The 14,788-nt window shown below is 57.1% G+C and carries 13 protein-coding genes; 8 read left to right on the top strand and 5 right to left on the bottom strand.

Features of this window, described 5'->3' with window-relative positions:
- Window positions 1-21 precede the first annotated feature (21 nt).
- The 5 genes from AC2FFB_RS13910 to AC2FFB_RS13890 all read right to left on the bottom strand — a co-directional run bounded on the left by AC2FFB_RS13910 (window position 22) and on the right by AC2FFB_RS13890 (window position 5,710).
- Window positions 22-1,332, bottom strand: coding sequence for a TRAP transporter large permease (locus AC2FFB_RS13910; protein WP_281995521.1), 1,311 nt, complete (start codon window positions 1,330-1,332; stop codon window positions 22-24).
- Window positions 1,329-1,868 carry a TRAP transporter small permease subunit gene (locus AC2FFB_RS13905; protein WP_496875058.1) on the bottom strand — a complete coding sequence of 180 codons (540 nt, stop codon included), beginning with the start codon at window positions 1,866-1,868 and terminating at the stop codon, window positions 1,329-1,331. Before AC2FFB_RS13905 ends, AC2FFB_RS13910 begins: the two co-directional genes overlap by 4 nt.
- A gap of 65 nt (window positions 1,869-1,933) precedes the next feature.
- Complete coding sequence (gene dctP / locus AC2FFB_RS13900; protein ID WP_496875057.1) at window positions 1,934-2,998, bottom strand: TRAP transporter substrate-binding protein DctP; 1,065 nt, start codon at window positions 2,996-2,998, stop codon at window positions 1,934-1,936.
- A gap of 198 nt (window positions 2,999-3,196) precedes the next feature.
- A complete protein-coding gene (locus AC2FFB_RS13895; RefSeq protein WP_496713221.1) occupies window positions 3,197-4,735 on the bottom strand; it encodes an aldehyde dehydrogenase (NADP(+)) in 1,539 nt (512 codons plus the stop codon).
- 9 nt (window positions 4,736-4,744) lie between these two features.
- Window positions 4,745-5,710, bottom strand: coding sequence for a dihydrodipicolinate synthase family protein (locus tag AC2FFB_RS13890; RefSeq protein WP_496875068.1), 966 nt, complete (start codon window positions 5,708-5,710; stop codon window positions 4,745-4,747).
- Between the two features lie 256 nt (window positions 5,711-5,966).
- Between AC2FFB_RS13890 and AC2FFB_RS13885 the strand changes: the two genes are divergently transcribed.
- From AC2FFB_RS13885 to AC2FFB_RS13850, 8 genes are all read left to right on the top strand, one after another.
- Window positions 5,967-6,668 (top strand): GntR family transcriptional regulator, encoded by a 702-nt coding sequence (locus AC2FFB_RS13885; protein ID WP_496690004.1) that lies wholly within the window; start codon window positions 5,967-5,969, stop codon window positions 6,666-6,668.
- 158 nt (window positions 6,669-6,826) lie between these two features.
- A complete protein-coding gene (locus AC2FFB_RS13880) occupies window positions 6,827-7,432 on the top strand; it encodes a helix-turn-helix domain-containing protein (RefSeq protein ID WP_281973159.1) in 606 nt (201 codons plus the stop codon).
- Window positions 7,433-7,565: 133 nt separating this feature from the next.
- Window positions 7,566-9,149, top strand: coding sequence for an ABC transporter substrate-binding protein (locus AC2FFB_RS13875; protein WP_496875056.1), 1,584 nt, complete (start codon window positions 7,566-7,568; stop codon window positions 9,147-9,149).
- Window positions 9,150-9,206: 57 nt separating this feature from the next.
- A complete protein-coding gene (locus tag AC2FFB_RS13870) occupies window positions 9,207-10,148 on the top strand; it encodes an ABC transporter permease (RefSeq protein ID WP_142637818.1) in 942 nt (313 codons plus the stop codon).
- Window positions 10,145-11,002: an ABC transporter permease gene (locus tag AC2FFB_RS13865; protein WP_271950018.1), complete on the top strand. Its 858-nt coding sequence runs from the start codon at window positions 10,145-10,147 to the stop codon at window positions 11,000-11,002. Before AC2FFB_RS13870 ends, AC2FFB_RS13865 begins: the two co-directional genes overlap by 4 nt.
- Before the next feature lie 2 nt (window positions 11,003-11,004).
- Window positions 11,005-11,997: an ABC transporter ATP-binding protein gene (locus tag AC2FFB_RS13860; RefSeq protein WP_496694011.1), complete on the top strand. Its 993-nt coding sequence runs from the start codon at window positions 11,005-11,007 to the stop codon at window positions 11,995-11,997.
- A complete protein-coding gene (locus AC2FFB_RS13855) occupies window positions 11,994-12,989 on the top strand; it encodes an ABC transporter ATP-binding protein (RefSeq protein ID WP_496694012.1) in 996 nt (331 codons plus the stop codon). Before AC2FFB_RS13860 ends, AC2FFB_RS13855 begins: the two co-directional genes overlap by 4 nt.
- Window positions 12,982-14,781 (top strand): aminopeptidase P family protein, encoded by a 1,800-nt coding sequence (locus AC2FFB_RS13850; RefSeq protein WP_185956703.1) that lies wholly within the window; start codon window positions 12,982-12,984, stop codon window positions 14,779-14,781. Before AC2FFB_RS13855 ends, AC2FFB_RS13850 begins: the two co-directional genes overlap by 8 nt.
- Window positions 14,782-14,788: the final 7 nt, after the last annotated feature.

Here is a 14,788-nt window from a genome sequence, read left to right as displayed (position 1 = left end):
GGGGCAAGACCAAGATCTATGTCAAAGCCCGACCAATATCTCTGGCAACCATGTCGCCACTTCGGGGATCAGGATGATAACCAAAAGAACCAGCATTTGCGCCCCTACAAAGGGCAACACGCCGCGATACATCTGCCCATAGCTCATGTCACGCGGAGCGATTGAGCGAAGATAGAAAATCGACGGTGCCATTGGCGGTGTCAGATACGAAGTCTGAATCACCACTAGAACCATCATGGCAAACCAGATCGGATCGATTCCGGCGGATTTCACGATCGGGGCAAAGATCGGAATGAAAATCAGAACGATCGACACCCAGTCCAGTACAAAGCCCGCGAAAAAGACCACCAACAAAAAGAATGCGATGATACCGGCATTGCCATACCCGATCCCGGCAACGGTATCGCGCACCAGCTGTCCGCCTCCGGTGACCGCAAAGATGCTGGTGAACATCGTGCCTCCGGCCACGATCAACATGATCATAGCGGTGATGCGCAGGGTCACATTCAGTGCCTCGGACATCAGTTTCAGGTTTAGTTCCCGAAACATCAAAGCCAGCAGGATCGTACCGGCGGCCCCGACTGCGGCAGCTTCGGTAGCCGAGGCGACACCGGCCAGAAGCGAGCCCAGCACCAGGACAATCAATGCCAGCGGGGGCAACAATGCCGTCAACGTCACCTTCATCTTACGGCCGGTTGGCATCGCGCGCTCTGCCTGTGGCAACGGAGGAGCGTCAGCAGGTCGGACCATGCTGCGCACCAAAATATAAAGCACGAAAAACACCACCATCAGCAAGCCGGGCAGGATAGATGCGGCAAACAGCTTGCCAATCGACAGCTGCGCAATCGACGCATAGACGACCACAATGACCGAGGGTGGAATTATTGTCCCCAGTGAGCCCCCTGCACAGATTGTTCCCGCGATGAGGTCATTACGATAACCCGCTTTGGTCATGGCTGGGATGGCCATCAACCCCACAACTATCTCGACCGCACCTACAACACCGGATGCGGCGGCGAAAACTGCGCACATTGCAATCGTCGACAGCGCCAATCCACCGGGCAAGCCGCCCAGCCACAACTGCAATGCAAAGAACAGACGTTTCGCGATCCCCGAACGCTCAAGTATCGCCCCCATGAAAATGAACAGAGGGATTGCTGCCAGTACGAAATTCGAAGCCGTATGAAGCAGCGGACCATAAAGCTGCAAAAAGATCAGCTCACCGAACACCATGTAGCCAAAGGCGACGGAGATGATGATGAGCGAAAAGGCCACCGGCACTCCGGCAAAGACCAGCACAAAAAGGGCTGCAAACATCAGTAATGGTGTCATTGGTTTTCTTCCATGCCGTCCAGTTCGCCGGGCGCCTCACCAGGGTTCTTACGCCCCGAAAGCAACTTGATCGCCTCAGCCAGGAATTGCAGCGCCAAGGCCGCCAGACCAACGGCGATGACCGTGTAAAACGGCCAGACAACCGGCGCCCAGGGGCTGACGCTTTCGACCTCTCCGGTGATCAGTGCTTTCCAGGCTTTTTTGCTTGCAACCCAGGCAAAGATGGTTGTGATCGGTGTCATGACCAACAGAAAGACAACACCGTTCAACAGCTGCTGCGCCCGCATCGGCATACGCTGAGACAGAAAGTCGATCCTGACATGCACGTCACAGCGCAGGGCATAAGCCGCCCCAAGCAGAAAAACCGAACCGTTCAGCATGTACGAGATATCAAACGCCCAAAGCGTCGGCGCACCAAACGCATAGCGAGCAACAACCTCGTACAGCATTGCCACGATCAGGGCAAAAATTACGCATCGACCCAGCAGGGCCAGCGCCCCAGCAATCGCGTCGATGACTCTGAGAATAGTGGTCATGTATGTCCCCGGAAACGGATGACCGGCACGAATATCCGGTCATCCAACCAATGTCAGGGCAGAGCTTATTCGGCGCTGTCGCGAACCAAATAACCCGAATTCTCGGCCCAGTTCGCTTGATAGGTGAGGTAGCTGTCCAGAACCTCTTGCATCCGGGCGCTTCCGTCTTCGGCTTTTTTGGCAGCCTGGCTACGGGCCCAATCGCGCCCGGCGGCGCGGATCTTTTCGGATTCCGCTGGTACCATGTTGATGATTTCAACTTTGGTGTCGCGGAAGGCAGCCATGGCTTGAATGTCCGCGTGACCGAAATGTGTGAAGCTTTCGTATGTTGTCAGCTTGGCCGCTGCGGTAACCTGAAGCTTGATATCCTCGGGCAGAGCATCCCAGGTTTCCTGTTTGACGAAGACTTCCCACAGAAAGGACGGCTGATGCACGCCGGGCATGATCATATAGGGCGCAACCTCGTGGAAACCTTCAGAGATATTGCCTCCTGGTGTCGACCATTCGACCGCGTCCACACCCTTACGCTGCAGCAAAGTGTAGATTTCATTTCCCGGGACAACCGTCGGAACGCCGCCAAAGCTTTCCTGTAGAACAGCGGCCCATGCGCCCGAGGTCCGGTATTTGACGCCCTTCAGATCGTTGGTTGTTTCGATCTTGACGTTCGAATGCGCCATAACTTCGGACGTACCGACCCCAACGACCAGCGTGTGCAGACCCATTTCTTCGCGGCGGAAGTCCTGCAGCATCTGCTCACCGCCGCCTTCATAGATCCAGTGCAGGGTCGCCTCGCCGGACATTCCACCGGGGAAGCTGGCGAAAACGGCATTGGTCGGGTCCTGGTTTACCAGATAAGACGGCGTGGAATGTCCGGCTTCGACGATGCCGTCCTGAACTACTTCATACGCCTTGAAGGCCGGGGCCAGAACGCCCGCGCCAAAAGGTTGGACATGCATGCGCCCCGCGGTCAGTGTGTCCACATTAGCCGCAAATCGTTCCATGAAGTTCTGGTAAAAGAATGAACCTTCACCAATCGCTGCGGTCATCTTCCATTCAATTTCTGCGGCGCTTGCGGGCATTGCAAGCGTGGCTGTTACCGCCAGGGCGGCAAAGTTCGAGAAGAGTTTCATCTTGTCCTCCTGTTATGGGCCAAAGCCCGATTTTGCACGTCGAATGACGCGGAATTTCCGGTGATCTGCTTCTATGGCAGAGTGTTGCGGATGATACGGAACAGCCGATCTGGGTGTCCCTGCCCGGCCCCGTTCACCGGGGCCAAAGCCTTTGATATGGCCGAAGGAATTTCTTGCCTCAGCCCTGTGGTTCACCGCTTATTGCGTCGAGCCTTCCAGATCTTCGGGGCTGAGTGCGGCGGGCATGTTCTGATATGCTACGGGTCGCAGCCAACGGCGGATGGCCATTGTGCCGACGCTTGTCGCGCCGAAATTCGTGCTGGCAGGATAAGGCCCCCCGTGGACCATGGACCCCACCACCTCGACCCCGGTTGGGAAGCCGTTGAACAGCAACCGCCCGGCCTTGCGCTCCAGAATCGGGAAGAGTTGCTGCGCCAGCGCAGTGTCGCTGTCATCCATCTGGATCGTGGCCGTAAGTTGCCCGTCCAGCTGGGCTGACAAGGCAACCATCTCTTTTTCCGAGCCCACGCGCACAATCAGCGATGCGGGCCCAAACACTTCTTCGCTGAGGCTGGGATCAGCCAGAAACGCTTCGGCATCGGTTTCGAATAGCGCCGGTTCAGCTGAACGGCCTGAAGTGGAACCTTGATGGATCGTGCGCACGGCGGGATGTTCGGCCAAATGCGATTGGCCGGATCGAAATGCCTCGGCAATCCCATCGGTCAGCATGGTCTGTGACGGCACTGTACTCAGGGCACTCGCAGCAGCATCGATAAATTGGTCAGCATCATCGCCTGTGATCATCACGGCAACACCCGGATTGGTGCAAAACTGCCCTGCCCCCATGGTCATTGACCCCGCCCAGGCTTTGCCGATCTCTTCACCTCTGGCGGCCATAGCGTTTGGAAGAACAAACATCGGATTGACCGAGCCCAATTCACCAAAGAACGGGATCGGGTCTGGGCGCGTTGTGCAGAGGTCAAACAGCGCCCTGCCTCCGGCCAGCCCACCGGTAAAGCCCACGGCACGGATTGCTGGATGCATTACCAATGCTTCTCCGATGCTGCGGTCCCCACCTTGCACCAATGAGAATACGCCGTCGGGCATACCGGTCGCCTTGGCCGCCGCTTGAATGGCATCAGCGACGATTTCGCCGGTGCCTGGATGGGCGGGGTGGCCTTTGACCACGACCGGGCAACCTGCGGCCAGTGCCGATGCGGTGTCACCTCCGGCAACCGAAAATGCCAAGGGGAAGTTCGAAGCGCCAAAAACAGCCACCGGGCCAACCGGGCGCTGCATCATCTTGATGTCAGGACGTGGGGCGGGTTGGCGATCCGGCATCGCCAGATCATGGCGGCGCTCTAGATACGCACCATCCTGGACGAATTCGGCAAACATGCGCAACTGACCAACCGTGCGTCCCCGCTCGCCTTGAAGACGCATCTCAGGCAGACCGGTTTCTGCACTGCCAATGCTGGTGATGGCCTCGGCACGGGCCTCGATCTCATCCGCGATAGCATTCAGGAACTTGGCCCGATCCGCTCGGCTGCGATTGGCGTAATCTCCAAAGGCGGCCTCGGCCAGGGTACAGGCCTGATCAACCAACTCAGGCGTACCCGCAGCAAAGTTGCTCCCCTCACCCGAGACGGGGCTGGAGGCAAAGCTTTCATCAGCTCCAACCCACTGACCGCCAATCAAGTGCTGACCGCGAAAAACATATCCATTATTCAACGACATACCCAATCCTCACGCTGCATTTTGCGCCGAAGAATCGGCCTGACTAGTCCAGTTCTCGTACCAGGTACGGAACAGTCTGAACTGTTGTTCAACATAGCCGCGCTGGCTGTCAGTAAGGGCATCTGTTTCGTTGAAATGATGCGTGTATTCGGGATGACCCGTCATAACCATCAAGTGTTTGTAGTAGAGCACAAGATCGGTGCCTTCGTCGAACGACGACAAAACGCCCAAAGCCGCCTCAAGCTCCAACGCTCGAGCACGCGCGTTGGCATCGCCCTTGGCCGCCGCCTGACACAAATCCACCAGATGCAGAATCTCATCGGGCAGCACATTCCCGATCCCAGTGATGGCGCCGGTTGCGCCACAATTCACGATCCCGTGGAACACCGCGGTATCCACGCCGACCATCAGGGAAACATTGTCATCACCGCTGGTGATGTTTTCGGACGCATAGCGCAGATCTTCGGCGCCGCCGAATTCCTTGTAACCGATCAGGTTCGGGTGGTCCTTGCGCAGATCAAAGAACAGGTCCGCACGGGTGGTAAATCCGTAATAAGGGCTGTTGTAGATCACTGCGGGAAGATCCGGTGCCGCGGCCAGAATGCCTTTGAAGTGGTGCCGCTGCGCAGTCATGGACGCGCCGCGTGACAGTACACGTGGAATGACCATCAAACCGCTGGCGCCCACTTTCTGCGCGTGTGCGGCATGCTGGACTGCCATGGCCGAATTGATCGCGCCTGTTCCCACGATCACCGGGATACCAGCCCCGACCAACGCCTCGACGCCCTGCATACGCTGTGCATCGGTCAAAAGGGGCCAATCACCCATCGAGCCACAATAGACAACCGCGGACATGCCCGTCTCGATCAGCTCATGACCTTTACTCACAAGCGCCTCAAAGTCAGGACTGCGATCCCAGCGACAGGGCGTCATCAGGGCCGGGATACATCCGGAAAAGACATTCGGGTTCACGATTTGGGTCTCCGTAATTTTTTTCCCGGGCCGGTGGATTGCCCCACCGGGTTAGGGATTCGCGTAATCTTGCCGTCAGTCTACTTTAAATATTTTATTTGTCGACAAATTTTCGACAATAAGAAATAAGGCCCTAAAATATGTGAAAAACAACTGGTTTTTGGCTGGGATTAACACTCGACTTAGCACCGGTACGTGTGGCAAAATTGATGTGCGAACGCAGATGGACCGCGATCCAGCGGCTAGGGAATGCTCTGACATGGAAAAACGAAAGCCGGTCGAAGCCGGCCGCAAACGTGGATCAGGCGTTCAGTTCGTCTATGAAACCCTGCGGGACGAAATCATCGACCTCGCCCTTGCGCCCGGCAGCGCCATAGACGAGGCCAAGCTGAGCGAGCGGTTCTCGATGTCGCGCACCCCGATCCGTGAAGCCCTTGTCAGGCTGACGTCGGAAGGGCTCGTGGCGACACTGCCGAACCGCGCGAGCATAGTGGCGCCCATAGACTTTTTGAATCTTCACACATTCTTTGATGCGATGACCCTGATGTATCGCGTTACAACCCGGCTGGCCGCCGAATACCGAAAGGACCAGGATCTGTGCGACATTCGCATGCGGCAGCAGGAATTTTCGGATGCAGCTGCCAAAAATGACGTTCTGACCATGATCGCAAAAAATGCAGAGCTTCATAATGCAATCGCCAAAGCAGGGCGCAACCCATATTACGAAAGCCTGACGCGCAGATTGCTGAACGAAGGGCAACGGATCATGCGGCCCTATTATTCGTCCTTTGGGGATCGGTTGCCGGATCGGTATTCCCTGGAGCATGACGACATAATCGCAGCTATAGCGGCGCAGGACATCACCGAGGCCGACCGATTGGCGAGCGCCCATGCGGAACAAATCGTCCAGAACATCCGCGACATGATCTCGGCGGATCGGCGTCACTCAATCAAACTCTGATTCTGTTTCGCTAGATACTAAGCCGTTGGAAAAATTGAGGGGTTTGAAGGTTTATATCCAGATCTTCCCAAAAAAATTTACCTATGCTAAAAAAATTTTGATATTTCCTCTGCGATCCGGTTGAATGCGCGGCAACCCACGATTCCGGGAGACAGGGAATGAACGCAGCAAACGCGCGCGACAAATCAAAGCCGAAGGGCACGCCGACCGAACTGGGGCAGGCAATTCGCAGGCGGCGCAAGGCGATGGGCCTGACTTTGGACAAGGTCGCACAGACCTCTGATCTGACAACGGGCTTTCTGTCTCAGGTCGAGCGCGGCCTGAGCTCACCCTCGCTGACCTCGCTGATGGCGATTGCCGCGGCACTTCAAACCAGCATCGAAAAGCTGCTCAGCGTACCCGAGGTGTTCAGCGAATATGTGGCAAAGGACAACCGCCAGACATATTCCTTGGGTATGCGGGGCAGGTTTTATGAGAAGCTGGGCCCTGGTTTTACCGGTGCATTGTTCAACCCACAGATCGTTCATCGCCCCCCGGGGCACGTTTCCGAAAAGATGCGGCATGAGGGCGAGGCGTTTTGCTATTTGATCTCGGGACGGCTTGAATATCACCTTGGTGACAAGGTTTTCATTATGTCGCCAGGTGACGTCGTTCACCACGACACATCTACCCGTCATTTCTCAGTCGTGTTGGGGGACGTAGAAGCCGTAGAGCTTTGGGTAACAACCTCTCCGATCAATGATTCCGGCTTTGTGGCAAGTTAAATTGACCAACCGAACAGAGGTCAGCCTAAATACATTTGGCCATTTTTCACCCGCCACTAAAAAAAGCTTTAGTATTGTTAAGAATCGGATATGGTCGCCCCGAGCATGAATTCATTCTGCGGGAGGACTGATTATGAAATTGAAGACGGTTTTGGGACTAACCGTTGCCGCTACCCTGGCCATGCCTGCATTGGCACAGGAAAGAGGCGGCACACTCAACTTTGCACGCTATGACGGGTCGCGCCTGATTGATCCGATCTATGCGGATCGCAACCCTGATATCTGGATGGTCGGCAGCCTGTTCGACACCCTGCTGCGGAGCAGTGCCGACGGCAATTCCGTCGAACCCGGCCTTGCTGAGACCTATACAGTCTCTGACGATGGTAAAACGGTTTCGCTGACCCTGCGCGAGGGGATCAAATTCGCAAACGGTTCGCCCATGTCAGGTGACGACGTAGTCTTTTCCCTCGACCGAGCGCGCAATCCCGACCTGAGCCCCTGGGCTGGCTTGCTGGGTTCGATCAACGCGGTTACCGCAGATGGAAACGCGATCACGGTTGCCCTTGGCAGCCCGGATCCAACCATCCTGTCCATGCTGGCGACATTCAACACGGCAATCGTGTCCAAAGCGGCCTTTGAGGCCGCAGAAGGTGCAACAGATCAGGAAAAATCCGCTGCGATATTTGCCGCCACAGCCGCCGGAGTAGGCTCTGGCCCCTTCTATCTGTGTGGCTTTGAACAAGGTGCATCGATGGATTTCTGCGCCAATGAAAACTATTGGCGCATGGGCGCAGACGGCAAAGCTCTGCCGTATCTGGATGCCGTACATTTTGAGATCATCCCGGATGACGCTACCCGCATTCTGAGTTTGCAGGCCGGAGAAGTTGATGCCGCAGAATTCATCCCGTTCAGCCGTGTGGCCGAGCTGGAGCAGGATTCAAACATCAACATGAACCTCTATCCGTCCACGCGGATCATCTATTCGCCAATCAATACGCGCGATAACCGAGCCGATGGTTCTGCAAACCCACTGGCCGACGCCCGCGTCCGGCAGGCGCTGAACTATGGCACCAACAAAGAAGCGTTGATCGGGCTGGTACTGCATGGCGCGGGTCAACCGATGAGCTCGCCGTTGATGGCCAAGGCTACCCAATATGCCGCCGACATGACCCCGCTCTATGGCTATGACGTGGACAAGGCCAAGGCATTGTTGGCCGAGGCCGGGTTTGCCGATGGAACCGAAATCACCTTTACCACGCTGGCAGGTTCTGCGGACGATGCAACCATCTTTGCGGCGCTTCAGCAGATGTGGGCTCCTCTGGGCGTCGATCTTGTGGTCGAGCAAGTGGACGGCGCAACACGCGGCGCTAAGAACCGATCAGGTGAGTTTGACATTCACACCTATGGCTGGGTCAACGATGTAAATGATCCCAGTCAGGTGGTGGGCTGGCTGGGCCACACACCCACGGCCAAGGCAGTAGGAACCGGCTGGGAAAACGCCGAGTTTAACACCCTGTTCGACGAAGCCGCCGGTGAAATGGACGCCGAGGCGCGCAAAGCGAAATTCGCCCGAATGCAAGAGCTCTATGCCGAAGCAGCCCCCCTGCTGTTCATGTATGAGACCCCCTTTGCCGTTGCAGTTGGCTCGGCTGTCGAAGGCTATGTCCAGACCCCTCTGGGCAACAATATCTTCGATCAAGCAACCGTCAGCCGCTAAGGTAAGACCCCTGGTCCCGCCGCTTTCAGGCGGCGGGACAAATTTGCGGAGCTCGCTTTGTCCAGCCTGTCCTATATCTTCAAACGACTCCTGATGATGATCCCTACCTTTTTTCTGGTCATGATCATTATTTTTCTTCTTGTTCGATTGCTACCGGGAGACCCTGCCATTGCGATGGCCGGTGATCGTGCCTCGGACGCCGACATCCAGGCCATCCGTGAACGGCTTGGGTTGACCGAACCTATGCTGGTGCAATTCTGGCTGTTCCTTACCAATACCGTGCAGGGCGATCTGGGTCGGTCTATCCTGATGCGCTCGGATGTGATCAATGTGATTTCTGACCGTCTTCCTATCACTGTCTTCCTGACCGTGTATTCGGTGGTTTTGTCGCTGCTGATTGCCGGTCCGCTGGCCTTTGTTGCTGCGCTCAATCGGGGCCGCTGGCCTGATGCGGTGATCCGCACCGTTTTTCAGATCGGGCTGTCGATGCCGGTGTTCTATATTGGCCTCGTTCTGTTGACCTTTCTGGCAGCACAGCTGCGCCTGTTTCCGGTCGGAGGATATGGCGACACCTTTACCGAGCGGCTCTATCACCTGTTCCTGCCTTCAGTGACCGTAGCGCTTTACACCTCGGCCATCATCATGCGGAACCTGCGCAGCGCGATTATCGAGGTTCTGGACGCCGAATATGTTCAGTTCGCGCGTGCCAAAGGCCTGCCGCCTCGTTTGGTTCTGGGTCGCCACGTCCTGCGCAATGCGCTGATTTCCACGGTAACCCTGCTGGGCCTGTCCATCGGCAATCTGATGAGCGGGACATTGGTCACCGAAACCGTATTCGCCGTGCCCGGAATGGGGCGCCTGATGCTCGAGGCTATCTTTGCCCGCGACTACCCCCTGATTCAGGGGCTGACCCTGACATTTGCTGTTCTGGTTTCCGTGGTTTTCCTGATGACCGACCTGTTTCAGAGTCGCCTTGACCCAAGGATGCGCCTGCAATGAGTGACGCGACCTTCAACAGCACCTCGCAGCGCCCCACCTTCATGCAGCGGGCCTTGCGCAAGCCTGGGTTTGTGGCCGGGTGCATCATCATCGGGTTTTCGGTGCTGCTTGCCCTGTTTCCCGGCGTATTCGCGCCCTATGACCCAAGCGCAATCGACTATCAGGCCCTGCGCCAACCACCATCATGGGCACATCCGTTCGGCACAGATCTGTTAGGGCGCGACAGCCTATCCCGCGTCATCTGGGCCTATCAGGTCAACATGCAGATGGCAATTTTCGGGACTGTATTCGCGTTGGTCACCGGTATAACGGTTGGCGCGCTGGTCGGGTATTATCGCGGCATCGCGGACATGATCTTTGGCCGCATCGTTGACGCTGTAATAACCTTTCCTTTCCTGGTTCTTGTCATTGCCGTGGTTGCGGTTCTAGGGCCGGGCCTGATCAACATGTATATCGCGATTTCAGTTGTTTACTGGGTCTATTATGCGCGCCTGATGCGGGCCGAGGTGATCGCTCAAATGGGGAATGACTATGCCTCGGCCGGGGTGGTCATGGGCTATTCTGACCGGCGCATCATCTTTCGCCACCTGCTGCCAAACGCGATAACGCCGGTTATCGTCTATTGGATGACCGACATGGCGCTGGTGATCCTGCTGGGGTCATCCCTGGGCTATCTTGGTTTGGGGGCGCAACCACCGCAGGCCGAATGGGGCGTGCTGATCGCCGAAGGGCGCAACTTTATCTCGACCGCCTGGTGGCTGAGCCTGATGCCTGGCATCGCCATCGTTCTGACCGGCCTTGGCTTTTCGCTTTTGGGCGATGGGCTTGCCGATCTGCTGAGACCGCGGGGATAGCGATGCAGGATCAAACGAAACTTCTAGAAGTTACCGGGCTAAGCACAACCTTTCACAAGAACGGTCGCGCGCTGCCTGCGCTGCGCGATGTCAGTTTCGGCGTGAACCGGGGTGAAGTTTTGGGGCTGGTCGGCGAAAGCGGGTCGGGCAAGAGCGTCACGTTGCGCTCGATCATGGGGCTGGCGCGCCGCTATGGCGACGTGACCGGCCAGGTGCGCTGGAATGGAAGTGATCTGATATCCATGTCAGACAGGGCTCTTCGTCGGTTTCAGGGTCGCGAAATCGCGATGATTTTTCAGGAACCGATGACCTCGCTGAATCCACTGCTGACAGTCGGACTGCAACTGGAAGAGACCCTGCGCGCCCATACCGACCTGCCCCGCGCCGCGCGCTTGGATCGGGCAATCGAAATGCTGGACCTTGTCGGCATCCCCTCGGCAGCGCAACGCTTGAAGGATTATCCTCACCAATTTTCCGGCGGAATGCGCCAGCGGGTCATGATCGCAATAGCGCTTGCCGCAGAACCCAAACTGTTGCTGGCGGATGAACCCACCACAGCACTGGACGTGACCATACAGGCGCAGATCCTCGATCTGATCCTGCGACTGGCGCAGGATATGGATATGGGGGTTGTGCTGGTCACCCATGATCTTGGCGTGGTTGCCCAGACTTGCGACAACGTGGCCGTTATGTATGCGGGGCGGATCGTCGAACAAGGGCCGGTCCGCGATGTGCTGCGGGCACCGCATCACCCCTACACTGTGGGTCTGATGCGGTCTGTGCCCGAAAACATCGCTCCTCGCACGCCGCTATATTCTATTCCCGGAGTGCCGCCAGCACTGGATGCCCTGCCTGCTGGATGCGCGTTTGCACTGCGCTGTGCCGCCTGCATAGACGCCTGCACGCAAGAGCGCCCAGCGATGACCCTGATCACCGATCATAGACAGGTCGCCTGTTTCAACCCGATAACCAAAACCCAAGGGAACGCCGCATGACCGCCCTGATGCAAATCCGTGACCTGCATCTGCGGTTCCCAATGGGCCGTAGCATCGGCGATGTCATTTCGCGGCGTCCTGGTCGCGAAGTACGGGCGCTGAATGGTGTCAGCCTAGATCTGACCCGGGGCGAAACTCTGGGCGTCGTCGGAGAGTCCGGGTGTGGAAAGTCCACACTAGCCCGGTGTATCGTGCGCCTTCATAAGCCCAGCGACGGTTCAATCCACTTTGAAGGTCAGGACATATTCGACGGCGAAATCAAAGCTGACCGCACCTATAACCGCCGGGTTCAGATGATGTTCCAGGACCCCTATTCATCGCTCAATCCCCGGATGACGACAGGGCAAATTCTGGCCGAAGCCCTGAGCGTTCACAACATGCGCCCAGAAGCAGAAATTCCCGACCGTGTGGCCGAGTTGCTTGATCTGGTCCGCCTTCCGAAGGACGCGCAAGACAAGCTGCCGCACGAATTCTCCGGAGGTCAGCGTCAGCGGATCGCCATTGCGCGCGCATTGGCGGTCGAACCCGAAGTTCTGATTGCGGACGAACTGGTCTCGGCACTAGATGTTTCGGTTCAGGCGCAGGTGGTAAACCTGTTGCTGGACCTGCAGCGGGAACTTGATCTGACAATCCTGTTTGTGGCCCATGACCTGCGGCTTGTCCGTCATGTTTCAAACCGGGTCGCGGTAATCTACCTTGGGCGGATCGTTGAAATCGGCGACAGCGAAACCTTGTTTTCCGCCCCCTCCCACCCTTACAGCCAAGCTCTGCTTTCAGCCGCCCCTTCGCTGGACCCCGACAACCGCGGTGCCGTCAAGCGGCTTGAGGGAGAGCTGCCTTCACCACTGAACATGCCCTCAGGGTGTCCGTTCCATGTCCGGTGCCCTCACGCCAGCAACATATGCGAAACCAAAGTGCCTGCCCTGATGCCTTTTGAAAATCGTGGCGAGGTCGCCTGTCACCATGTTGAAGAGATAAATGCCGATGCTTGATGCCCCCGGAACCGACCGATCCGCGATTGTTTCGGCCTTGCGCGCAGAGCTTAAAGCACAAGGTCTGGATGCCTTTATCGTGCCCCGCTACGACGCACATCAGGGCGAATATGTTGCCCCTCATGATGAACGCCTCGCCTTTGTAACTGGCTTCAGCGGCTCGGCAGGCATGGCCATCGTCACACCCGAAACTGTCGCTTTATTTGTCGATGGCCGCTATGTGGTGCAGGCTGCAAACCAGTGTGCCGAGGCTGTTTTCTCGCACCATCATCTGTTTAACGAGCCGCCCGAATACTGGCTGGCCGCCGTTGCACAGAAAGGATGGAAAATCGGCTTTGACTCGATGCACCTACCGCCGGTCTGGTTTGACCGATTTGAGCACGGGCTGGAAGGCAGCGGTGCCGCGATGGTAGCGACGGCTTCAAATCCGGTCGATGCAGTCTGGACCGACCAACCCGCTGCCCCCCAAGGACAGATCGAGCCATTTCCACTTCAGTTTTCGGGCCGGGCGGCGGGTGATAAGATCTCGGATCTGGCCACTGAGCTAACACGCCGAGAGGCCGGCTTGCTGGTGGAAACTCAGCCCGACAACATCGCCTGGCTGCTTAATGTGCGTGGCTCAGACGTGGCTTTCAACCCTGTTCCCAACTCTTTCCTTCTGTTGCAAAGCTCGGGCCAGGTTCACTGGTTCGTGTCTGACCAAAAACTGGATGCCGATGTCACTGACCACATGCCGGAAAATGTTTCGGTTCAGGCGCCGGATGGTTTTCTGTCTACACTCAGTGATCTCACAGCGCCCGGCCAGGCTGTGATTTTCGACCCCGATTTTTCGCCGACGGCGGTCAAACAAGTGCTGGAGCGTACCGGAGCAAAGGGCGTGCCGGTCAACGGATTGTTAAGCAAAACCAAAGCCCGCAAGAATACAACGGAACTGGAAGGGTTGCGCGCTTGCCATATCCGGGACGGGATCGCCTGGACCGAATTCTGCGCCTGGCTGGCGGCTCAGGTACAGAAACAGGCTGAACCGGTGACCGAGCGTGAAGCAGAACAGCGGGTATTGGCCTTCCGCCGCGCTCAGGATGGGTTCATCCACGAAAGCTTCAACACAATCTCGGCCGCCGATGGCAATGCCGCGATGTGCCATTACGCTACCGAGGCCGACAATACCGTTCCGATCCAACCGCGGGGCACATACCTGCTGGATTCCGGGGGGCAGTACGACACCGGCACAACGGATGCCACGCGCAGCTTTTCGTTCGGGCCTCAGCGGCCTGATGGATATGACCGGGCCTATACCGCAGTGTTCAAGGCCTTTCACGCTCTGGCCACGCTGCGCTTTCCTGCAGGCACACAGGGCCATCACATTGATGCAATCTGTCGCCGCCCGCTGTGGGATCTGGGATTGGATTATGACCACGGTACGGGTCATGGAATTGGCCACCGGTTGTCTGTCCATGAACATCCGCAGCGCATTGGCAAACCTTACAACCCGGTCGACCTGATGCCTGGCATGGTTATGTCGATCGAGCCGGGATATTACGAGGCCGGCAGGTTCGGCATTCGCATCGAAAACCTGTTCGAAATTGTCGAGGCAGATGACGGATTTCTGGAGTTCTCGAACATGACCTGGATCCCGATCCAGACGGATATGTTGATGCCAGATATGCTGAATCAGTTAGAAATTGACTGGATCAATGACTATCATGCCAAGGTTCTCAGACAGGTCGGGCCGCATCTTTCGCCTCTGGCCCTTAGATGGGCCCAGACGGCCTGTGCAACGCTGACCAAATAAACCAGAG

Source organism: Ruegeria sp. YTSA219, from assembly GCF_059609985.1.
The sequence above is the reverse complement of the archived record's forward strand: the minus strand, read 5'-3'. Positions and strand labels throughout refer to the sequence as shown.